This window comes from Paraburkholderia sp. RHO2 (assembly GCF_050955445.1).
Classification (GTDB): domain Bacteria; phylum Actinomycetota; class Actinomycetes; order Mycobacteriales; family Mycobacteriaceae; genus Prescottella; species Prescottella agglutinans_A.
On sequence record NZ_CP162617.1, the window covers coordinates 3,726,514 to 3,746,908 of the forward strand.

General features: G+C 67.8%; 21 protein-coding genes and 1 other RNA gene. 7 read left to right on the plus strand and 15 right to left on the minus strand.

Translation table 11 applies throughout. The annotated features are described in order from the left end of the window. Window positions 1–3 precede the first annotated feature (3 nt). Entirely contained in the window at window positions 4–195 is a 192-nt protein-coding gene (locus tag ABTV10_RS17365) for a hypothetical protein (RefSeq protein WP_499028825.1), read from the minus strand. 175 nt (window positions 196–370) lie between these two features. Here ABTV10_RS17365 and ABTV10_RS17370 point away from each other — a divergent pair, with 175 nt between their 5' ends. Beyond that, a complete protein-coding gene (locus ABTV10_RS17370; protein WP_499035202.1) occupies window positions 371–511 on the plus strand; it encodes a VIT1/CCC1 transporter family protein in 141 nt (46 codons plus the stop codon). Here the strand turns inward: ABTV10_RS17370 and ABTV10_RS17375 are convergent. The 7 genes from ABTV10_RS17375 to ssrA all read right to left on the minus strand — a co-directional run bounded on the left by ABTV10_RS17375 (window position 469) and on the right by ssrA (window position 6,936). After that, window positions 469–1,752 carry an MFS transporter gene (locus ABTV10_RS17375; protein WP_499028827.1) on the minus strand — a complete coding sequence of 428 codons (1,284 nt, stop codon included), beginning with the start codon at window positions 1,750–1,752 and terminating at the stop codon, window positions 469–471. The genes ABTV10_RS17370 and ABTV10_RS17375 overlap by 43 nt on opposite strands. 35 nt (window positions 1,753–1,787) lie before the next feature. Further along, on the minus strand, window positions 1,788–3,425 hold the full coding sequence (gene pgm, locus ABTV10_RS17380) for a phosphoglucomutase (alpha-D-glucose-1,6-bisphosphate-dependent) (protein ID WP_499028828.1): 1,638 nt from the start codon (window positions 3,423–3,425) through the stop codon (window positions 1,788–1,790). Window positions 3,426–3,506: 81 nt separating this feature from the next. Further along, entirely contained in the window at window positions 3,507–3,851 is a 345-nt protein-coding gene (crcB, locus tag ABTV10_RS17385; RefSeq protein WP_499028830.1) for a fluoride efflux transporter CrcB, read from the minus strand. Next, the gene (locus ABTV10_RS17390; RefSeq protein ID WP_499028832.1) at window positions 3,848–4,240 is read right to left on the minus strand and encodes a fluoride efflux transporter FluC; all 393 of its coding nucleotides are present in this window, start codon (window positions 4,238–4,240) and stop codon (window positions 3,848–3,850) included. The genes crcB and ABTV10_RS17390 overlap by 4 nt, the downstream gene beginning before the upstream one ends. A 72-nt stretch (window positions 4,241–4,312) precedes the next feature. After that, a complete protein-coding gene (locus tag ABTV10_RS17395) occupies window positions 4,313–4,792 on the minus strand; it encodes a GyrI-like domain-containing protein (RefSeq protein WP_499028833.1) in 480 nt (159 codons plus the stop codon). 25 nt (window positions 4,793–4,817) lie between these two features. Next, window positions 4,818–6,347, minus strand: a complete 1,530-nt coding sequence (locus ABTV10_RS17400; protein WP_499028835.1) for a thioesterase domain-containing protein — start codon at window positions 6,345–6,347, stop codon at window positions 4,818–4,820. A gap of 217 nt (window positions 6,348–6,564) precedes the next feature. Then, window positions 6,565–6,936, minus strand: a transfer-messenger RNA (tmRNA) gene (gene ssrA / locus ABTV10_RS17405). A 242-nt stretch (window positions 6,937–7,178) separates the two neighbouring features. Here ssrA and ABTV10_RS17410 point away from each other — a divergent pair. Both ABTV10_RS17410 and ABTV10_RS17415 read left to right on the plus strand, forming a co-directional pair. Then, window positions 7,179–8,384 (plus strand): lipase family protein, encoded by a 1,206-nt coding sequence (locus ABTV10_RS17410; RefSeq protein WP_499028837.1) that lies wholly within the window; start codon window positions 7,179–7,181, stop codon window positions 8,382–8,384. Between the two features lie 147 nt (window positions 8,385–8,531). Continuing rightward, on the plus strand, window positions 8,532–10,604 hold the full coding sequence (locus ABTV10_RS17415) for a hypothetical protein (RefSeq protein ID WP_499028839.1): 2,073 nt from the start codon (window positions 8,532–8,534) through the stop codon (window positions 10,602–10,604). Window positions 10,605–10,631: 27 nt separating this feature from the next. On the opposite strand, the gene ABTV10_RS17420 is transcribed toward ABTV10_RS17415, so the two are convergent. From ABTV10_RS17420 to prfB, 7 genes are all read right to left on the minus strand, one after another. Next, a complete protein-coding gene (locus ABTV10_RS17420) occupies window positions 10,632–11,501 on the minus strand; it encodes an EamA family transporter (RefSeq protein WP_499035204.1) in 870 nt (289 codons plus the stop codon). Then, window positions 11,498–11,971 (minus strand): SsrA-binding protein SmpB, encoded by a 474-nt coding sequence (gene smpB, locus ABTV10_RS17425; protein ID WP_499028841.1) that lies wholly within the window; start codon window positions 11,969–11,971, stop codon window positions 11,498–11,500. The genes ABTV10_RS17420 and smpB overlap by 4 nt, the downstream gene beginning before the upstream one ends. 108 nt (window positions 11,972–12,079) lie before the next feature. Next, a complete protein-coding gene (gene ftsX / locus ABTV10_RS17430; RefSeq protein WP_499028843.1) occupies window positions 12,080–12,985 on the minus strand; it encodes a permease-like cell division protein FtsX in 906 nt (301 codons plus the stop codon). A 75-nt stretch (window positions 12,986–13,060) separates the two neighbouring features. Then, window positions 13,061–13,750 carry a cell division ATP-binding protein FtsE gene (ftsE, locus tag ABTV10_RS17435; RefSeq protein ID WP_499028845.1) on the minus strand — a complete coding sequence of 230 codons (690 nt, stop codon included), beginning with the start codon at window positions 13,748–13,750 and terminating at the stop codon, window positions 13,061–13,063. A gap of 64 nt (window positions 13,751–13,814) precedes the next feature. Beyond that, window positions 13,815–14,309: an Rv3103c transmembrane domain-containing protein gene (locus ABTV10_RS17440; RefSeq protein ID WP_499028847.1), complete on the minus strand. Its 495-nt coding sequence runs from the start codon at window positions 14,307–14,309 to the stop codon at window positions 13,815–13,817. After that, a complete protein-coding gene (locus tag ABTV10_RS17445; RefSeq protein WP_499028849.1) occupies window positions 14,306–15,208 on the minus strand; it encodes a mechanosensitive ion channel family protein in 903 nt (300 codons plus the stop codon). The genes ABTV10_RS17440 and ABTV10_RS17445 overlap by 4 nt, the downstream gene beginning before the upstream one ends. A gap of 5 nt (window positions 15,209–15,213) precedes the next feature. After that, a complete protein-coding gene (gene prfB, locus ABTV10_RS17450; protein ID WP_433605926.1) occupies window positions 15,214–16,326 on the minus strand; it encodes a peptide chain release factor 2 in 1,113 nt (370 codons plus the stop codon). Between the two features lie 304 nt (window positions 16,327–16,630). On the opposite strand from prfB, the gene ABTV10_RS17455 reads away from it, so the two are divergent. The 4 genes from ABTV10_RS17455 to ABTV10_RS17470 are packed head-to-tail and all read left to right on the plus strand — an operon-like array spanning window position 16,631 to window position 20,344. After that, window positions 16,631–17,680: an ABC transporter substrate-binding protein gene (locus ABTV10_RS17455; protein ID WP_499028851.1), complete on the plus strand. Its 1,050-nt coding sequence runs from the start codon at window positions 16,631–16,633 to the stop codon at window positions 17,678–17,680. Next, on the plus strand, window positions 17,677–18,504 hold the full coding sequence (locus ABTV10_RS17460) for an ABC transporter permease (protein WP_499028853.1): 828 nt from the start codon (window positions 17,677–17,679) through the stop codon (window positions 18,502–18,504). The genes ABTV10_RS17455 and ABTV10_RS17460 overlap by 4 nt, the downstream gene beginning before the upstream one ends. Then, a complete protein-coding gene (locus ABTV10_RS17465; protein WP_499028855.1) occupies window positions 18,504–19,304 on the plus strand; it encodes an ABC transporter permease in 801 nt (266 codons plus the stop codon). Before ABTV10_RS17460 ends, ABTV10_RS17465 begins: the two co-directional genes overlap by 1 nt. Continuing rightward, a complete protein-coding gene (locus tag ABTV10_RS17470) occupies window positions 19,304–20,344 on the plus strand; it encodes an ABC transporter ATP-binding protein (RefSeq protein ID WP_499028857.1) in 1,041 nt (346 codons plus the stop codon). The genes ABTV10_RS17465 and ABTV10_RS17470 overlap by 1 nt, the downstream gene beginning before the upstream one ends. Window positions 20,345–20,395: the final 51 nt, after the last annotated feature.

Sequence of the window (20,395 nt, forward strand, 5' to 3'; positions counted from 1 at the left end):
AACTTACATGCTCGCGCTGAGCGACCCCAGCAGCGTCGCGAGGTCGATGTTGCCGATGCTGGAGGTGTAGTCCCCTCCACAACCCTCAGGCGCGGGGTAGATCAGGGGACAGATGATGATGCCATCCGAGTTGATCTCCTCCGCGGCGGCGGTTCCGGCCGCCGGCACCGTCAGGATTCCCGCAGTGACGAACATGAGGCCTGCCATAAAACGCCGATTCACTCCCGATCCCCCAGTCTGCGCGTCTCCGGCGCCGCCGACCGACACCGGATCTCGATGCGCGGCACGCTAAATAAGCGTTCTCCCCAGCACAGCGAAAGTCAGAAATTCCTGCTTCCCGACATCTACAACGGAACACTCATGCGGTCTACTGCTCGCGGGCGCGCTCGCGGCGCATTTCACCGCCCAGTCCCAGATCCGTGGGGCCGTTCGGCAACTGCTGTTCGGTGCGGTCGCGGTCGGCGCCACCTACCTGGTGGGCCCGCTCATCGGCGTCGGCGTGCCCGGCTGAGCCGTCGGCGTCGGCGGAGTCTCCCCGCCGTCCGCGTCGTCCGCGACACGCCCCTTGGGCACGAGGATCCACAGCAGTATCGGCAGCAGCATGATCACGCCGGTCACGGCCCAAGCCGCCTCGAAGGACCACTTCTGTGCGACGACGCCGGCAACGAGCGGTCCGGCGAACGCACCGATGTCGTTCGTCATCTGGAACGCGGCCAGGACCGGGCCGCCACGCCGCTCGGAGCCGACCACGTCGGCCACGGCGGCCTGTTGCGCCGGTCCCATCAAGCCCGAGCCGACGCCGCACACCGCCGTCGCGAGATAGAAGAGGACGATGTTGTCGGTCTGCCCCATCGCAATGGTGGCCGTCCCGCAGATGACCAGTCCGGTCACCACGAAGGGCTTGCGGCCGATCCGGTCGGACATCCGGCCGGACCGCATCAGGACCGCGGCGTTGCCGAGCGCGAACACCGTCAGCGCGATCGCCGCTGTCGCCTCGTCACCGCCCAGGACCTCGACGACGAACAGCGGCACGAGCGAGATCCGGACACCGAAGATCACCCACCCGGTCACGAGATTCGAGCCGAGCGACGCCCGGAACATCGACGACCGCAGACCTTCGAGCAGCGTCATCGTGCGCAGTCCGCTCTCGCCCTCGGGCTCGGCGAGATGCGACTTCCGGAGCGCGAAGTACACGACGGATGCCGCCACCAGCAGCGCCACCGCGTAGATGACGAACGGGACCCGGAGCCCGAACTGCGAGAGCGCGCCCCCGAACAGCGGGCCGGTGATGGTGCCGATCAGGAACGCCCCCGAGTACACGCCGGACACGCGGCCGCGCCCTTCCGGCGGTGACATCCGGATCAGCAGACCGAGAGCCGAGACGGTGAACATCGTGGACCCGATGCCGCCGAGCGCCCGGAAGACCAGCAACTGCCAGTAGTCCTGGGCGAACGCGCACGCGCCCGTCGACCCCGCCGTGATCAGCAGTCCGGACAGGTAGGTGGGTCGCTCCCCCAGCCTCTGCACGAGGGCGCCGCTCATCGGCGCAAAGATCAGGCGCATGAGCGCGAATGCACTGATCACGGCGCTGGCTGCGGTCAAACCGACGTCGAAGCTGCGCGCGAACTGCGGCAGTGCCGGGGCGACGATGCCGAACCCGACGGCGACGATGAACGCCGATACGACCAGGACCCAGATCTCCTTGGGCAGCTTCGTGTCGGTGCTCGTCGCGGACTCAGTCGAGTTTCTCATCGCCGACGAATCTATCGGCGACGTGCGGGACCGAATCAGGCAAGTCCCAGTGCGCGGGAGACGACGTCCTGCGCGGCGGACTGGACCTCGGCGAGATGCTCAGGGCCGCGGAAGGATTCGGCGTAGATCTTGTAGACGTCCTCGGTGCCGGACGGCCGCGCCGCGAACCACGCGTTCTCGGTGACGACCTTGAGGCCGCCGATCGCGGCGCCGTTGCCCGGCGCCGCCGTGAGCGTCGCGGTGACCGGTTCGCCGGCCAGCTCGGTGGCGGTCACCTGTTCGGGCGAGAGCTTCGACAGGATCGCCTTCTGCTCGCGCGTGGCCGGCGCGTCGATCCGCGCGTACGCGGGATCGCCGTGCTGCCGGGTGAGCTCGCGGTACCGCTGGGACGGGCTCTGCCCGGTGACCGCGGTGATCTCGGCGGCCAGCAGCGCCAGCAGGATGCCGTCCTTGTCGGTGGTCCACACGCTGCCGTCGTGCCGCAGGAACGACGCCCCGGCGCTCTCCTCGCCGCCGAAGCCGAGAGTGCCGTCGCGCAACCCCGGTACGAACCACTTGAAGCCGACTGGCACCTCCACGACGGGGCGTCCCAGGCCGCCGGCGACGCGGTCGATCATCGACGAGCTGACGAGGGTCTTGCCGACCTTCGTCGTCGGCGACCACCCGGCGCGGTACGTGTAGAGGTAGTCGATCGCGACGGCCAGGTAGTGGTTCGGGTTCATCAGGCCGCCGTCCGGGGTGACGATGCCGTGCCGGTCGGCGTCCGCGTCGTTGCCGGTGGCGAGGTCGAACCGGTCGCGGGCGGCGATGAGCGAGGCCATCGCGTACGGGGACGAGCAGTCCATGCGGATCTTGCCGTCGCCGTCCAGGGTCATGAACCGCCACGTCGCATCGACGAGCGGGGTGACGACGGTGAGGTCGAGGCGGTGCCGTTCGGCGATGGCCGCCCAGTAGTCGACGGACGCGCCGCCGAGCGGGTCGGCGCCGATGCGCAGCCCGGACGCCCGGATCGCGTCGAGGTCGAGCACGCTGGGGAGGTCGTCGACGTAGGCGGCGAGGAAGTCGTAGCGGCCGGCGGCCTCGAGCGCGCGCGCGAGCGGCACCCGGGCGATGCCGGACAGCCCCGACCGCAGCAGGTCGTTGGCCCGGTCGGCGATGACGGTGGTGGCGTCGCTGTCGGCGGGGCCGCCGTGCGGCGGGTTGTACTTGAAGCCACCGTCGCGGGGCGGGTTGTGGGACGGCGTGACGACGATGCCGTCGGCCTGCCCGGCCGATCCGGAAGCGTTGTGCCGCAGGATCGCATGGCTCACCGCGGGAGTGGGCGTGTAGCCGTCGCGCGAATCGATCACCACCGCAACACCGTTCGCGACCAACACCTCGAGCGCGGTGGCCCACGCCGGCTCGGACAGCGCGTGCGTGTCACGGCCGAGGAACAGCGGCCCCGTGATGCCCTGTGCGGTGCGGTATTCCACGATGGCCTGCGTGGTCGCGAGGATGTGGGCCTCGTTGAACGCGGAGTCGAGGCTCGATCCGCGGTGTCCCGACGTCCCGAACACCACCTGCTGCTGCGGGTCCGACGGATCGGGTGTGCGCGTGTAGTACGCAGACACCAGGTGTGCCAGATCCTCGAGATCCTCCGGCAGTGCCACCTGTCCCGCACGTTCGTGCACCATCTACCCCTCCGCCTCCGTCATGCTGGAACTGCTTCGGTTCCATCGTGCCAGGAGCGGAGGCTACCTGCCGGTTCATCGGACTCAGCCGGTGATCCGAAACCCCAACCAGGCGAAACCGATACCGACGACGAGGCTGGCGGTGACATACAACACAGACGTGAGTGATCGACGCACCCGGACCAGACCGGTGGCCTCGTTCGCGAACGTCGAGTACGTCGTCAGACCACCGCAGAATCCGCTGCCGACCAACGCGAACACTGCGGCCGGCAGTGTCGCCCCGGCGAGCAGTCCGAGGATCAGGCAGCCGATCACGTTCACCACGAACGTCGGGACGGGAAAGCTGCCGTACGAGTGCAAGTGACGACCCGCCAGGTAGCGGACCGACGCCCCGGCGCCGCCACCGAGAGCGACCCACAGCACCGTCACGCTGTCTCCCCCCGTCGGCGCGCGTGCAGGTACTCGCCGACGCCCATCCCGATGCGCGCCGCGACCAGCGCGGGCACCAGGGTCGCGAGCACGTAGAGCACCGCCGACCCCGGGTTCTGCACGACGTCGACGGCGAACGTGGAGTACGTCGTGAAGCCACCCAGGACACCGACACCGAGGAACAGTCGCCACAACCGGTCGGGACCCAGCATCGCCGCGAGCACACCGAGCAGCAGGGACCCGACGATGTTGATCACAGCGATCGTCCAGATCCCGGGGAACTGCTGGGAGAGGAGGAAGCGGACACTCGCGCCTATCGCGCCGCCTAGTGCCACCACGACCAGCGCCCGAGCCTCCACCATCGCGTCGCTCCCGTCCGTCGCCGTCACCGATCCAGACGTGCCGGTCGCGACCGAGCGCGCGATCCCGGCGTCCTCGCCCGCTTGATCATCGCAGCAGTGTCACCGGCGACGAGCGTCCGCAGCCATGTGGGTCGCGGCGGGGCCCTGACCCACACTCAGGTAGAGGTCGTGGGCCCCGGCACGGCCGGGTCGGTACCCGACGTCGAGCTTGTGCGCGCCGGCCTGCAGGTCGTTCACCTCGGCCCAGCGGTACATCGCGCCGAACGTGTCGGCGATCGCGGCCTCCTCCCCGAGATGCCGATGATGCAGATATCGACCGGCCGGCGCCTTCGCGATGCTCCACCCCTCCGGCAACGACGAAGGCAGCGCGTCGACGACGACACCGAGGATTTCGCGGTAGTCGCCGTCACCCAGGTCCGTGCTGAACTCCACGAACACGTCGTCGGGACCGGTCAGCAGATCGCTGCGGCGGGCGAAGACACGCGCCCACGCCTGCGGCACCACGACGGCGAGCTCGGCGAACGGCGCCACCACCTCGATCCCGAGAATGGTCGTCGCCGCCCGGTCCACGACCTGCACGACGTGCTCCCTCCACTCGACGGGTTCAGACCCGTTGCACGCCACCGTCGATGGTGGCCAGTTTCCCACTCAAGTGTGCTCCCACGCTGGCCACATACGGTTCGTCGATGATCTGGATGTGATCGCACGGGATACGGACGATCTCCAGTTTCTCCACCGCCTCGCCCCAACCGCCGTCCGGCTGACGCGTTCCGAACGCGGGCTCGAGCGCGATCTGGTCGTCGAGGTAGGTGTCGGCCATGTAGAGCACGACGTCGCCGTCGTAGGTTTCGAGGTCGGTGGTGGGTATGGCCCGGTTGTCGAGCCACGACGTGCGCTGGTGCTCGATGATCCCGCCGGGGATCTGGGCGCCGCTGAGTTCGAGCAGGTCCATGAGGATCCGGATCTGCTCCTCGTCGCTCCCCGCCGCGGCCAGCCTGTCGTACGGCAGGGGCGCGTCGAGGTTGTACGTCTTCTTCGCGAAGGCCGCGTAGCGCTGCCAGCGGGCCCGGATCTCGTCCGGGGTGTCCTCCACCTTCTCGCCGGGCATGACGGTGTCGATCAGCCCGACGATCCGGACGTCGGCGCCGTCCCGCCGCAGTTGCTTCGCCACCGCGTACGCGAGGGCCCCGCCGAAGGACCAGCCGGCCAGCACGTACGGGCCGTCGCCCTGGATCTCCCGCAGCAGCGGCACGTACGCGGCGGCGCGTTCCTGCAGCGGGCCCTCGACGCGCTCGAGACCGAACATCGGGGTGTGCGCGGGCAGCCGCTTGAGCAGCGGCTCGTACGCCACCGTCGATCCTCCGGCCGGGTGGAACACGAACACCGGCACCGCATCCGACCCCTCGGCCCGCGGACGCAGCGTCCGCACCAGGCCGTCGATCTTCAGCCCGTCCTCGAGATGCTGACGCACCGTCTCGGCCAGCTGCTCGATCGTCTCCGCATCCAGCACGTCGTCGACGCTGATCTCCCCACCGGCTCGATCCGTCAGCCGCACCGCCATCCTCGCGGCGGTCGCGTCGTCGAGGATCGGCAGCGTCGCGAAGATGCTCTTCGCCGACTTACCGGTCACCACCGCCCACGTCGCGAACGTCAGACGCTCGGCCGCATCACGCGGCGGCACGTCGGGGCCTGCGGACTCGACCGCGGCCACCGCGGGCTCGGGGCGCGGAACCGACTGCGCCGACCCGGACACCAACGGGTTCGGGTCCGGCACGGTCTCGCCGGACGACACGACAGCCTCGAACAGCAGCGCGAACCCGGCCGGATTGACGACGGGCGACGTCGTCAGATGATCTCGACAGTGAATCTGAACCGAGGCCCCACCGAGGTGCGGCTGCACGGCCACGTTGAGGGAACCCGTCGTCGGCAGGTCGGCATGCGTGCTGACCGCGGTGACACTGGCGTTCGGAAATACTTGAGCTGCAACAGCAGTGACGACGTCGTCGAAGCTCGACACCGTCGAGACCGGCAGTTCCCACGCGTAGCGCCCGTCCGAGAGCGCAACCCGCCCGCCCGAGAGTTCGTCGACACTCCCCGCTCGCCGCTCGCTCGTGGTGTCTTGCACATCCGTCATCGCAGCATCCCTCCCTGTGACGACCCGCCCCGGTGTCGGGACGCGCCGCAACCCCTGGCACAACCGACAGATCCGGCGTTTCCCCCGCACCGGATTCGAACGCGAACGATCATGGCACGCCGCGCGGCGCGGCAACGCACTTCACACGGATTCCGCCACCCGGACAGCAAAAAGGGCCTGATCCGAGAGTGTCGAAACACTGTCCGATCAGGCCCCTTGGTGGAGCTGCCGGGAATCGAACCCGGGTCCTCCGCCGCTTTGCCAGGGCTTCTCCGTGTGCAGTTCGCTATGCCTCTACTTGGATCTCCCGGTCTCGCGAACAAGCCGTGATGACGATCCCAGTCGCTGTTGGTTGTCCCGCCCCACTCCGCGACCGAGTGGAACGGTAGAGCCCTCTAGCTGATGCCAGGATCCGGGTCGAGGGCGAACCCGGGCTGACAGACACGCAGTCGCTACTTAGGCAGCGAGGGCGTAGTCGCGCTGATTGGAATCGGCGCTTATTGGTTTGCAGCGACGCTCACGGTGGTCTCTTGCCTGCACCGACACGCTTCCCCTAACTCAACGTACGCAGTCGAAACCGTTCAGCCCCGTACGTCCCCACGTCTCTCGTGGGGCTACCTACTGTAACCCGCGCGCCCGCGGGAATCATCCCTATTATTCGCCGACGATCCGGACGAGAACCACGAACGCCGTACCGCGTCCCCGCTATCTGCGCGTTTACCGTCAGTGGGGTAACCGGTTCCGTTAGGGTCGTGCCCCGAGACCCACGATTCGGTGACCTTGGTCACTCGACATCCACCGTTCGACATCCACCGTTGGGGGAACAAACGCATGAGTTCGTTGGCGCGTCGGCTCACGATCATGGCATCGCTCGCCGTCGTCACCGTGACGGCGTGGATCCTCGCAGCGCCCGCAGCGACGGCCACCCCCGCGTATCCCACGCCGCTACCGGACCCCTTCTATGCCGCGCCCCCCGACATCGCGTCGAAGGCCCCCGGCGACGTGCTCGCGGTCCGGCGCGCCGACACGTGGCTGGCGCCCGGCAACGAGGTGTGGCAGATCAAGTACCGGTCCACCAATTCGGCCGGCGACCCGATCCCGGCGGTCACGACGGTCATCAAGCCGGTGGGCGCGCCGTCCGACATGCCGGTGCTGTCGTACCAGGCGATCGTCAACTCGCTCGGCATGCGGTGCGCCCCGTCGGCGGCCCTCTTCACCGGCGAGATCAAGGACGTCTTCGGGTTGCCGCTCGCGCTCGCGCAAGGGTGGGCGGTCGCGATCCCGGATCACCTCGGCCCCAACAGCGCGTACGGCGCCGCGAGGCTCGGCGGGATGATCACGCTCGACGGCGTCCGCGCGGTCAAGCGACTCCCCGAGCTGCGGCTGTCGGAGAGCCCGGTCGCGTTGGCCGGCTACTCGGGCGGCGGCATGGCCACCGCGTGGGCGGCGGCCCTCAACCCCACCTACGCGCCCGACGTGAAGCTCGTCGGCGTCGCGCAGGGCGGCGTCCCGGCCGACATCGAGGAGATGGCGATCGGTCTCGGGCTCGCGGATCGGCATCCCGGTTTCGGCCTCGGATTCGCGGCGGCGATGGGGCTCGAACGCGAGTACCCGGATCGCCTGCCGGTGAGCTCGCAGCTCAGCCCGGCCGGTCTGGCGCTGCGCGACGAGCTCAGGGACGAGTGCCGGACCATGATCATCGCGAAAGGTCTGTTGCACAGCGTCAACGAGGTCGCCCAGTCCACGAGCCTGATGCAGGACGCGGGTATTCGCGCCGTCATGCGCGAGAACAGCCTGGTCGATTTCCCCGGCATCCCGACCGCGCCGGTCTTCATGTGGCAGGGCACCACCGACCAGCTGACGCCGTACCAGTCGGTCGCGGCGACCGCCGACCGGTATTGCAAGGCCGGTGCCACCCTGATGTTCCGCGGCTACCCCATCGCCGAGCACATGACGAACGCGGCGGTGGGCCTGCCCGAGGCCTTCCAGTATCTGAAGGATCGGTTCGCCGGGATGCCCGCACCGACCACCTGCTGATCCCCCGACCAGCGTTTACGTCGACGCGGGAATCGTATATGTCCACACCTCGAGACCCGTGCGCGAAAGCACCTGGACGCGCGTCCAAATTGACCTACCCTGCTGCCAGACAATGACCTTTCGGCTCCCTGCAGGAGATGGCCGTCGATGACCCGTGCATCCAGATCCGTTCGACGACGGGCTTTGGCGCTCGTCGGCGCCACCCTGACCCTCGTGGTCGCCGCGACCGCCAGCGCGGTGTCGGCACCCCTCTCGCCGAACCCCACCGATCCCGGTCCACCCGCCGACCCCGTCTACGGGCTCGCCGGTGGTTGTTACACGCTGACGTCCGACGTCGCACCGGGGTTCGTCGCCCGCGACGGTGACGGCTTCCGGAGCGGCGCCGACGCCGCGTCGGCCACCCGGTTCCGGATGCAGGCCGCGCAGCTCGGCCGATTCCTGTTCTACGGCAACGACTCCACCATGATCGCCGGCGAGTCGGGCAAGGTGACCGCGTCGCCGCAGGCGACACCGGCGTCCGACTGGATGCTGACGTTCACCGACGGCGTCTACACGGCGACAGGCACCGTGACCGGAAAACAGTTGAGCGTGAACCGTTCCGACGGACGGCTCACGGTCACCGATCCGGGCACCGATCCCGAGGCCGGCCGGTTCCGGCTCACCGCCGCCGACGGCTGCGCCGACTTCCCCGAGGCCGAGGTGAACGCGACCGGTACCCCGGTCGGGGCAACCCCGTCCGGCGAGGTTCGGGGCTTCATCGACGCGCACGTCCACATGAACGCCAACGAGTTCATCGGCGGCGAGATCCGCTGCGGCGAGCCGTACTCGCCGCTCGGGATCACCGACGCGCTGCAGGACTGCGCAGACCACCAGCCGAACGGCATGCCCGCCCTGCTCGAGAACGTCCTCTCGCACGGCAACCCGTTCGAGTCGCACGACACCACGATGTGGCCGAGCTTCGCCGACGTCCCGTCGTACGACTCCATGACGCACGAGCAGACGTACTACCGCTGGGTCGAGCGCGCGTGGCGCGGCGGCCTGCGCATCTTCACCAACCTGCTCGTGTCGAATCGTGTGCTGTGCGAGCTGTACCCGCTGCGCAGCAATCCGTGCGACGAGACGGAGACCATCCGCATCGAGGCCCGGCAGGCACACGAGATCCAGGACTATGTCGACGCCCAGTACGGCGGTCCGGGTCGCGGCTGGTTCCGCATCGTCAGCTCCCCCGCGGACGCACGCCGGGTGGCCGCGTCGGGCAAGCTCGCGGTGACGCTCGGGGTGGAAATCTCGGAGCCGTTCGGCTGCGGTGTGCGCAGCGGCGTACCCCAGTGCACCGAGCAGGACATCGACGCCGGCCTCGACGAGCTGTACTCGATGGGTGTGCGGCAGGTGATCCTGACCCACAAGTTCGACAACGCCCTCGGCGGCGTGCGCTTCGACGAGGGCCTCACCGGAACCGCCGTCAACATCGGCAACTTCCTCGGCACCGGCGAGTTCTGGAAGGTCGAACCGTGCACCGGCGTGGCCGCCGACAACCCGATCGGCAACGTCGACGGCGGCACCGCGGAACTGACCAAGTCGCTGCCGCCCGGTGTCACGCTCCCGGTCTACCCGCCGGGCGACGTGTGCAACGCCCGTGGCCTGACCCCGCTCGGGGAGTACGCGGTCCGCGGGGTGATGCAGCGCGGGATGATCCTCGACGTCGACCACATGGGCGTCAAGACCGCCGATGCGGCGCTGAAGATCCTGGAGGACGCGCACTACTCGGGTGTCGTGTCGAGTCACAGCTGGACCGATACGTCGAACTACCAACGCATCTACAAGCTCGGCGGCTTCGTCGCGTCGTACGCGGGCCCGCCCGAGACGCTTCTCAGCGAGTGGCGCGATGCCCGCGAGAACCGCGACGAGAAGTTCTACTTCGGCTACGGATACGGCGCCGACACCAACGGTTTCGGTTCCCAGCCCGCCCCGCCGAAGGACGGTCAGCCGCGCGTCGAGTATCCGTTCACGACGTTCGACGGCGGCACCGTGATGGACCGGCAGCGCGCCGGCACCCGAGTGTTCGACTTCAACACCGACGGCCTCGCCCAGTACGGGATGATCCCCGACTGGATCGAGGGCATGCGCAAGTCCGCCGGTGACGACGGGCAGCAGTTCCTGGACGACATGTCCCGTGGCGCGGAGGCGTACCTGCAGATGTGGGAGCGGGTCGCCGAGTAGGGCGGCGGTGGCCGCCGCATCTTCCCCTTACGTGGCGGCCACCGCGATCATCGCGACCGACGCGAGCGCCAACAGCATCCCGGCCTGCTGGACCCGGCTGACGCGTTCGCCGAGCATCACCATCGCCAACAGCACCGTCGCGGCCGGATACAGCGCGCCGATGACGCTCACCAGCGACAGCAGACCGCCCTGGAACGCGTACATCATCGCGGCATTGGCGACTACGTCGAGCACCGCGATGTAGGCCGTCAGGCGCAGCACCTCGCCGTGCGGCGGGCGGCACTGCCGTGACGCCAGCGCAACCGCCCACACGACGCCGGCCGCCGTGGCGCGGGCGGCGGCGAGCGGCCACAGGCCGGTGCCGTCGGGGATCTCGTGCAGGCCGACGAAGGCGAACGCGAACGCCACACCCGACCCGACGGTGAGCCACGCGACGGTCCGGGTGAACCGCAGCTCGCGGCCCCCGGCGACCTCGCCGGCCACCTCGTCGGGCGACTCCCGGGACACCAGCACGACCGCGACGAGCGCGACGACGATCCCGAGATACGCGACAGCGCCGGGCCGCTCGCCGAGGAGGATGCCCACGATCGCGGGCAGACCGGCCACCAGCACCGCGGTGAGCGGCGAGACGACGGCCATCGGGCCGGACGCGAGCGCCAGGTAGAACCACCACACCGCGAGACCCGAGCCGACACCGGACGCTGCGCCCCACAGGAGTGCCTCGCCGTTGATCTCTCCCCCGAGGAACGGGGCGAGCGCGAGCACCAACAGGAGTGAGAGCGGGTAGGAGACGATCACCACCCGCAGGGCGGCGACCCGCCGGGACGCAACGCCCCCGACGAAGTCGCTGACGCCGTAGCCGATCGCGGCCACGAGCGCGAGGAGGACTGGGGTCAGCGCATGCCCTTGACGCGTCGCCCGAGTTCGCGGGTGACCTCCCGCTCCGCGGTTCGTCGCGCCAGATCCTGGCGCTTGTCGTAGTCCTGCTTGCCCTTCGCGAGGGCGAGTTCGACCTTGACCTTGCCGTCGGAGAAGTACATCGACAGCGGCACCAGCGTCTGGTTGCCCTCACGGGTCTTGCCGACGAGGTGCTCGATCTCACGCTTGTGCAGCAGCAGTTTGCGGGTCCGCCGCGGCGCGTGGTTGGTCCACGTGCCCTGCGCGTACTCGGGGATGTGCAGTCCGCGCAGCCACACCTCGCCGTCGTCGACGGTCGCGAACGCGTCGACCAGCGACGCCTTGCCGTCGCGCAGGCTCTTCACCTCGGTGCCGAGCAATGCGACACCAGCCTCGTAGGTGTCGATGATGGTGTAGTTGTGGCGCGCCTTGCGATTGGTCGCGATGACCTTGCGGCCCTTCTCTTTCACGTGCGGGCCCTCACTGTCCTCGATCCGCCGTCAGTTCTGCTGTGACCTGGGTTGGTACGACTACCAGCATAGGGCCCGCGGCAACCCGATTTTGCCGCCGCGTCGTCGTCAGTCCCGCACGTACAGGCGCAGCGCGATGTACGCGGTGATCGCGGCCATGCCGGCGCCGACGATCGCGATGAACGGCGAGACCAGCAGCACGTCGCTGTTGGAGATCCGGGCCACGATGTTCGCGTCGTAGATGTCGGCGAGGACGTCGTCGATGAACAGGTTCTTCGCGGTGAACAGGCCCACGATGGCGAGCGCCGCTCCGATCAACGATGCGACGACGGCCTCGAGTAGGAACGGAAGCTGTGTGTACCAGCGGGTGGCACCGACCAGGCGCATGATGCCGACCTCGGTCCGGCGGGTGAGCGCGGCCACCTGAACCATGTTGGCGATCAGGAAGATCGCGGCGATCGCCTGCACGATCGCGATCGCGAACGCCGCGTTGCGGATGCCGCCGAGCACGCTGAACAGACGATCGACCAGCTCACGCTGGTTGAGGATGCTGTCGATGCCGGGTCGCTCGCCGAACTCGGCATTGATGACGCCGAACCGCTCGGGGTCGCTGAGCTTGATCTTGAACGAGGCCGGGAAGCTCTCCGGGCTCACCAGCGACGCCAACTCGGGCTGGTCCTTGAAGACCCGGTCGGTGGCGTCGACGACGGCGTCGTCGCGGTTGAGGTACTGCACGGAGACCACCGAGTCGGTGTTCTCCAGGTCGTTGCGCAGGCCGCGGCAGATGTCCTGCACGCAGTCCGGGTCGGACGCGGAGATGTCCTCGGTGAGGAACAGCTGCACCTCGACACGATCCAGGAAGATCTGCTGTGTCTTGTCGGCCATCTGCACGACCAGCAGGCCACCGCCGAACAGCCCCAGCGAGATCGCGGTCGTGAGGATCATCGCGATGGTCATCGAGATGTTGCGGCGCAGGCCGGTCACGACCTCGCTGAAGATGAAGCTGGCACGCATCGGGGAATCGCAGTCCTTGTGTCGTCTGTTCGATGGCGGATGTCTGGCGCGGTGTCGGTGGACGTGTGCCGGGGCCTAGCGGCCGACGGCGTACACGCCTCTCGCTTCGTCACGCACCACGCGACCGAGGTCGAGTTCGACGACGCGCCGGCGCATCGAGTCGACGATGTGGTGGTCGTGCGTCGCCATCAGCACCGTGGTGCCGGTGCGGTTGATCCGCTCGAGCAGCAACATGATGTCGGCGCTGGTATCGGGGTCGAGGTTGCCGGTGGGCTCGTCGGCGAGCAGGACCAGCGGGCGGTTCACGAACGCGCGGGCGATCGCGACGCGCTGCTGCTCGCCGCCCGACAGCTCGTTGGGCATGCGGTCGGACTTACCGGAGAGGCCGACGAGTTCGAGCACCTCCGGGACGGTGCGCTCGATCACCGATCGGGACTTGCCGATCACCTCGAGCGCGAACGCGACGTTCTGCGACACCGTCTTGTTGGGCAGCAGCCGGAAGTCCTGGAACACGTATCCGACGCTCTGCCGCAGCTTCGGCACGCGCCGACCGGACAGCTTGTTGACGTGGAAGTCCGCGACGTGGATGTCCCCGGAGGTGGGCGTCTCCTCCTTGAGCAGGAGCTGCATGAACGTGCTCTTGCCCGAGCCCGACGGCCCGATCAGGAACACGAATTCGCCCTTGTCGATCTCGAGGTTCACCTTGTCCAGTGCCGGCCGAGTGGAGGCCTTGTAGAACTTCGAGACATCCTTGACGCTGATCACGAGGAGTCAGTCTAGCCGTTATCGAACAGTGATCTAGGGCAACGACGCGCCCCGCCCGGTGACGTCAGCCTTCCGGGCTCGGAACGGTGGTTGTCTCCGCACCGGCGGTGGTCCCGGCCGGTTCCTGCGGCTGCTGTACAGACTCCGTTGTTGTCGTCGACTGACCCGACGTCTCCTGCCGGGTCGTCGTGCCGGGCCCGGCGCCCGGGGTGGTCGTCGTCGCACCCGGCTGGCGGTCCGTACGACTCGTCTCCGACTGCGACGGCGGGGTGGACGACGTGCTGCTATGGGCGGACGGCGGCATCGATGTCGTCGTGGTGGTGGACGACGAGGTCTGCCGACTCATGGCGGGTGGCGGGTCGTACGGCTGACTCTGCTCGACCCCGGTCCCCTGCGAACTGTCCTTCGAGGCGCTCGTCTGATCGATCAGATACGAGTTGAGGGTCGCCAGCGCCAGCCACAGCACACACATGACGACAGTGGAGGTCCGCATCCGCCCGCCGAACATCCTGCGGGGAATCCGTCCCCACAGCTGCGACATCTTCTCCTGCGGGCTCATGAGGCGTCCTCTTCCACCGCTTCGTTCTCGAGTTCGGCCGAGACCGTGATGCCCGCCCGGCGCAGCGCGGTTACGACGCGGACGCGTAGCGCGCGGCCCACCTGGAACTGCTTGCCCGGCAACGTCCGTGCGACCAACCGGACGCTCACCTGGTCCATCTCGAGGCTCTCGACACCCATCACTGTCGGGGTGTCGAGCAGCAGCGGACGCAACGCCTTGTCCTCGTAGGCGTCGACGCCGACGCGGTGCAGGATGTCGTTGACGTGGTTGATGTCCGCGGTCGCCGGGATCGGCACGTCGACCACGGCCCGCGCCCAGTCCTTGGACAGGTTGACGGCCTTGACGATCTGGCCGTTCGGGACCGTGATGACCTCGCCGTCCGCGTTCCGCATCCGGGTCACGCGCAGGGTGACGTCCTCGATGACACCCTCGGCGTCCTTGGAGGAACCGGTCACCGCGATCTGGACGGTGTCACCGAACCCGTACTGGCGCTCCGTGATGATGAAGAACCCGGCCAGTATGTCCTGGACCACGCGCTGCGCGCCGAAACCGAGCGCGGCACCGAGGACCGTTGCGGGGGCCACGAGACTGCCGATGGGCAGGCCGAGTTGGGCGAGCACCTTCACCACCGCGATCACATAGACCATCGTGATGATGACCCAGGTGACGACCTGCGCCACCGAGTGCCGATGCTTTGTCGCCTCGGAGCGGACCAGGGCATCACCCTGCTGGTAGTTGTCGTCGATGCGCTGGGTGATGCGGCCGCCCGCCCAGCTGACGAAGCGGGCAACGATCAGCGCACCGAGGACCGTCAGCGCGATCTGGAGTCCGGTGGTCTGCAGCCAGTCCTGCAGTCGGGTCAGTGGGACGATGGACAGGGCGAGATCGGTGGTCTGCATACGGCCTAGGCTTGGGCTTCCTGCGCTTCGCTCATCCGCCAGCGGATGCCGGCCTCGATGAATCCGTCGAGCTCACCGTCGAGCACCGCCGACGGGTTGTTGACCTCGTAGTCGGTGCGCAGATCCTTGACCATCTGGTACGGGTGCAGCACGTACGAGCGCATCTGGTTGCCCCACGAGCTGCCGCCGTCGCCCTTGAGCGCATCCATCTCGGCGCGCTCCTCCTGGCGCTTGCGCTCGAGCAGCTTGGCCTGCAGGACCCGCATCGCGGACACCTTGTTCTGCAGCTGCGACTTCTCGTTCTGACAGGTGACGACGATGCCGGTGGGGATGTGCGTCAGGCGCACCGCCGAGTCGGTGGTGTTGACGGACTGTCCGCCCGGACCGGACGAGCGGTAGACGTCGACGCGGACGTCGTTCTCGTCGATGTCGATGTGGTCGGTGGTCTCCACGACCGGCAGGACCTCGACCTCGGCGAACGAGGTCTGGCGGCGGCCCTGGTTGTCGAAGGGGCTGATGCGCACCAGGCGGTGCGTGCCCATCTCGATCGACAGCGTGCCGTAGCTGTAGGGGGCCTTGACGGCGAAGGTGGCGCTCTTGATGCCGGCTTCTTCCGCGTAGGAGGTGTCGTAGACCTCGACGCCGTAGCCGCGCTTCTCGGCCCAGCGGATGTACATGCGCATGAGCATCTCGGCCCAGTCCGCGGCGTCGACACCACCCGCGCCGGCGCGGATGTTGACGAGCGCGTCGCGCGCGTCGTACTCGCCCGAGAGCATCGTCTTGACTTCCATCGCCTCGATGTCCGTGCGCAGGGCGGCGCGCTCGGCGTGGACGTCGGCGACCGCGTCCGGCCCCTCCTCCTCGGCGAGCTCGTAGAGAACCGTCATGTCGTCGAGCCGCGAGCGCAGCTCCTCGACGCGGCGCAGCTCGGCCTGCGCGTGCGACAGCTGGCTCGTCACCTTCTGCGCGTGCTCCTGGTCGTTCCACAGATCGGGATCGGACGCCTGGTGCTCGAGTTCGTCGATGCGGCGGCGCAGCTCCTCGACATCGAGGACCTTCTCGACCGTGGTCAGGGTGGTGTCGAGCTCGGCGAGGTCAGCGGAAACATCAGGATGCACAGTTATCCAGGCTACCGGGTCCACCCCGATGCCCTCCGTGCGACCAGGATCACACCGCACCGCCGACCGACGCGGCCCCCGCAGCGCCGACGGGTCGGAACGGTGCACGCTCACGTCAGAGGCCCCATGAGGCGAATATCGACAACAATCAGCAATACGATTGTCTGGATTCTCCACTCTATTGCGGCTATGTGGCGAATATGTAACACTCACTCCACCTCGTGGCGCGGGTCACACACCCGCAGAGCCGCGCGTCGGCCGCGCCGATTCGTCCCGGCGCCCCAACCCACATCCAGGAAGTCAGATGAAACGTCGCCTTGCACTCACCGCAATCGCCCTCGCCGTGGGCGCCGCCGCGTCCTTGTCCGCCTGCTCGCCCGGGTCGGCAGCGGGCACCGAGCTCGTTGTCACGACGTTCGGTGGGGAGTGGCAGAAGAACTTCACCGAGGCCGTGGTGAAGCCGTTCGAGAAGGAGAACAACGTCACGGTCAAGCAGGTGACGCTGTACAGCTCCGACGCGCTCGCCCAGCTCCAGGCCCAGAAGTCGAGTCCCCAGATGGACGTCGTCTTCTTCTCCGGCGGCCAGGAGACGGTGGCGGCCGCGGACGGGCTCCTCGCCCCCATCGATCCGGCCGCGCTCACCAACGCCCCCGACCTGATCGGCCAGGCGACCGCCGGGCTGGCGGGCGGGCAGGGGCCCGTCGTCCAGATCACGCCGATGGGCCTGCTCTACCGCACCGACAAGGTCAGCGAGCCCACGTCGTGGAACGACCCGTTCAACCCCGACTACCGGCAGCACGTCGCGTTCACCGACCTGTCGAACAGCTACGGCACCCTCGGCATGCTGATGATCAACCAGACCCGCGGCGGGACGATCGACAACGTCACCCCCGGAATCGACGCGATCGGCCAGTCCACCCGCGCCGGTGACGCCATCATCACCAAAACGTCCTCCGACCTGCAGCAGGCCTTCGCGGCACGCGACATCTGGATTGCCCCCTACTCGCAGGACTACGCGGAGACGCTGCGCAAGGCGGGCCAGCCCGTCGGCTTCGCGATCCCGAAGGAGGGGACGACGGGATCGTTCATCACGGCCAATCTCGTTGCCGGACGCTCCAACACCGAACTCGCGACGAAGTTCATCGACTACGCGCTCAGCGCCGGAGCCCAGGAGAAGTTCGTCACCGGTATGGCGTACTCGCCGGTGAACACCAAGGCGGTCGTTCCCGCCGACATGCAGTCCAAGATCCTCGCCGGCCCGACGCTGGAGACGCTGGTCCGCTTCGCTCCGGAGCAGATCACGGGTAGCGCCGCGGCGTGGCAGAAGCAGTGGCAGGAACAGATCACGCGATGAAGAAGCGCTCCGTAGAACCCTGGCTGTTGGTACTGCCGCTGATTGCGCTGCTGCTGATCGCATTCGTGATCCCGGTTGCCAGAACGCTTCTGGCGAGCTTCACCACGGACTCCTCGGGGTTCACGCTCGACAACTTCGCCAGGTTCTTCGGATCGTCGGTCTCTCTCGGCGCGTCGGAGCGGTCGCTGCGGATGGCGTTCATCCAGACGATCGCTTCGATCGTGATCGCCGTTCCACTCGCGTACATCATGGCCGGGCTGTCCGCGAAGGCCCGGGCGTTCATGATGATCGCGACGATCCTGCCGCTGATGACCAGCGTCGTCATCCGCACGTTCGGCTGGGTCATCCTCATGGGCCCGTCCGGCCCGCTGGCCGGGATTCCGGGCTTCCTGGAACTGAGCCAGGCGCGTCAGGGCCTACTGGGCACCGAACTCGGCGTGAACATCGCGATGGTCCAGGTCCTGGTGCCGTTCGCCGTCCTCTCCGTGCTCGGTGTCATCAACGGGATCGACGGGCGGCTGCGGGAGGCGTCGCGGACGATGGGTGCAAGCTTCCTCGGTACCTTCCGGCACGTGGTGCTTCCGCTGGCACTGCCGGGCATCGTCTCCGGCGCCACCCTGTGCTTCGCGCTGTCGATCAGCTCCTTCATCACCCCGAATCTCATTGGCGGAGCTCAGCTTCCGGTCATCGCCGGGTTCATCTACCACGACGCGACGGTCAGCAACGACATCCCCTTCGCCGCGACGCAGGCGGTGCTGATCCTGGCTGTCGTCGTCATCACGATCGCGGCGACCAATCGAATTGCGAACGCGAGGATGAAATAGTGGTTCGATCAACTCCGCTTCCGTTGAGGATCGCCGGCAAGGTGTTCCTCGTCGTGATCGCGCTGTTCATGCTGGCACCGCTCGCGGTGGTGGTGGGAGCCGCGTTCAACGCCGACCAGTTCCTCGCCTTCCCGCCCGAGGGCCTCAGCTTCGAGTGGTTCGCGGACGCACTGGCCGACACCACCTACACGTATCCGTTCCTGTTCAGCCTTCAGATCGCTGTGATCGCGGCAGTGGGTTCGGCCGCGATCGGGACGCTGTTCGCCATCGGCATCGCACGACACAAGGTTCCGGGTTCGGGTGCGCTGCAATCGTTCGCGCTCTCCCCCTTGACGATGCCGAGCATCATCTTCGCAATCGGCATCCTTCAGACGGTGTCCCAGCTGCTCGGTGGGTCCTCGCCGTGGATCCTGATGCTGGCGCACATCGTGATCACCGTCCCGTACGTGGTCCGAACGGTTCTGGGCGTGATCGCCCGGTCGGACGTCTCCACAGAAGAAGCCGTCCGCGTCATGGGAGCCAACTGGTGGCAACGCTATTGGCACGTGCTGCTGCCGATGTGTCGCCCTGGAATCATCGCCGGCGCGTTCCTGGCGTTCATCGTCTCCTTCGACGACGCGGTCATCGCGCTGTTCCTGCGCACCCCGCAGCTCCAAACCCTCCCCCTGGCCATCTACGGGCAGCTCGAGTTCAGCGCCTCGCCGACGGTTGCGGCCGTCTCGACACTGTCGATGGCACTCACTGCGATAGCAATCCTGGCGATCGAGAAGATCGTCGGTCTCGGAAAGGTCTTCAGCTAATGGCCGATCTCACCATCGCCGACGTTCACAAGACATTCGGGGATGTGACGGTGCTCGAGGGCGTCGACATCCACGCGAAGTCGGGCAGCTTCGTATCGCTGCTGGGGTCCAGCGGGTGCGGCAAGTCGACACTGCTCCGCTGCATCGCGGGCCTCGAGACGGTCGATTCCGGAACGATCTCGGTGGGCGGCGAGGACGTCACGAACCTCGCGCCGGAACACCGCAAGTTGAGCATGATGTTCCAGAGCTACGCGCTCCTTCCGCACATGAGTGTGCTCGAGAACGTTCGCTTCCCCCTTCGGATGCGCGGCAAGACGTACGGAAACCGTGCCGCGCAGCGGGACCTCGCGGTTCGAGCGCTCGAGCAGGTCCAGATGGACCACCTGGCGTCGCGCATGCCCCGGCAACTGTCCGGCGGCCAGCAACAGCGTGTGGCGCTGGCCCGTGCGATCGTCGGTGGCCCCCGACTCATCCTGCTCGACGAGCCGCTGTCGAACCTGGATGCCCGCCTTCGGGAGGACATGCAGGTGGAACTCGTCTCGCTGCAACGGAGTCTGGGCGTGACCACCGTCTTCGTCACGCACGACCAGGACGAGGCCCTCAGCATGTCCGACCAGGTGGTACTGATGCACAGCGGTGTCGTCGAGCAGGCCGGAACACCGGAGGACCTCTACGCGAACCCGAGCACGCGTTTCGCGGCCGACTTCCTGGGCGCGGCGAACCTGCTCGCCGTCACCGGTGCCCCGGACAGCCGGGCCTCGGTGGGCGATGCGACCGTGCCGTCTCCGGAGGACTTCGGCGGCGAAGCGCTGCTGATGATCCGGCAGGAGGACATCCGGATCGACGCACCGGACGGCTGCGACGCGCACCTGACCGCGACGGTCAGGTCGCGGGTGTTCCGCGGCAGCGAGTTGTTGCTCGTCCTGGACGTGTCCGGACAGGAGCTTCGGGTGGTCGCCCCGACCGCGACGACGGTGTTCCCCGACAGTGAGGTGACGGTGTCGTGGCGCAGCGCGGACAGCCGGATCCTCCCGAAGTGACGACGACGTTGCCGTTACACTCTGTAATTCTCTTCCCGCACACAAATTCTC

Excerpts from the sequence above, each read along its gene's own strand:
- ABTV10_RS17365 (WP_499028825.1), bottom strand. The coding sequence starts at position 195 with ATGTTCGTCACTGCGGGAATCCTGACGGTGCCGGCGGCCGGAACCGCC.
- ABTV10_RS17375 (WP_499028827.1), bottom strand. The coding sequence starts at position 1,752 with ATGAGAAACTCGACTGAGTCCGCGACGAGCACCGACACGAAGCTGCCC.
- pgm (WP_499028828.1), bottom strand. The coding sequence starts at position 3,425 with ATGGTGCACGAACGTGCGGGACAGGTGGCACTGCCGGAGGATCTCGAG.
- ABTV10_RS17400 (WP_499028835.1), bottom strand. The coding sequence starts at position 6,347 with ATGACGGATGTGCAAGACACCACGAGCGAGCGGCGAGCGGGGAGTGTC.
- ABTV10_RS17410 (WP_499028837.1), top strand. The coding sequence starts at position 7,179 with ATGAGTTCGTTGGCGCGTCGGCTCACGATCATGGCATCGCTCGCCGTC.
- ABTV10_RS17415 (WP_499028839.1), top strand. The coding sequence starts at position 8,532 with ATGACCCGTGCATCCAGATCCGTTCGACGACGGGCTTTGGCGCTCGTC.
- ftsX (WP_499028843.1), bottom strand. The coding sequence starts at position 12,985 with ATGCGTGCCAGCTTCATCTTCAGCGAGGTCGTGACCGGCCTGCGCCGC.
- ABTV10_RS17440 (WP_499028847.1), bottom strand. The coding sequence starts at position 14,309 with ATGAGCCCGCAGGAGAAGATGTCGCAGCTGTGGGGACGGATTCCCCGC.
- ABTV10_RS17445 (WP_499028849.1), bottom strand. The coding sequence starts at position 15,208 with ATGCAGACCACCGATCTCGCCCTGTCCATCGTCCCACTGACCCGACTG.
- ABTV10_RS17455 (WP_499028851.1), top strand. The coding sequence starts at position 16,631 with ATGAAACGTCGCCTTGCACTCACCGCAATCGCCCTCGCCGTGGGCGCC.
- ABTV10_RS17460 (WP_499028853.1), top strand. The coding sequence starts at position 17,677 with ATGAAGAAGCGCTCCGTAGAACCCTGGCTGTTGGTACTGCCGCTGATT.
- ABTV10_RS17470 (WP_499028857.1), top strand. The coding sequence starts at position 19,304 with ATGGCCGATCTCACCATCGCCGACGTTCACAAGACATTCGGGGATGTG.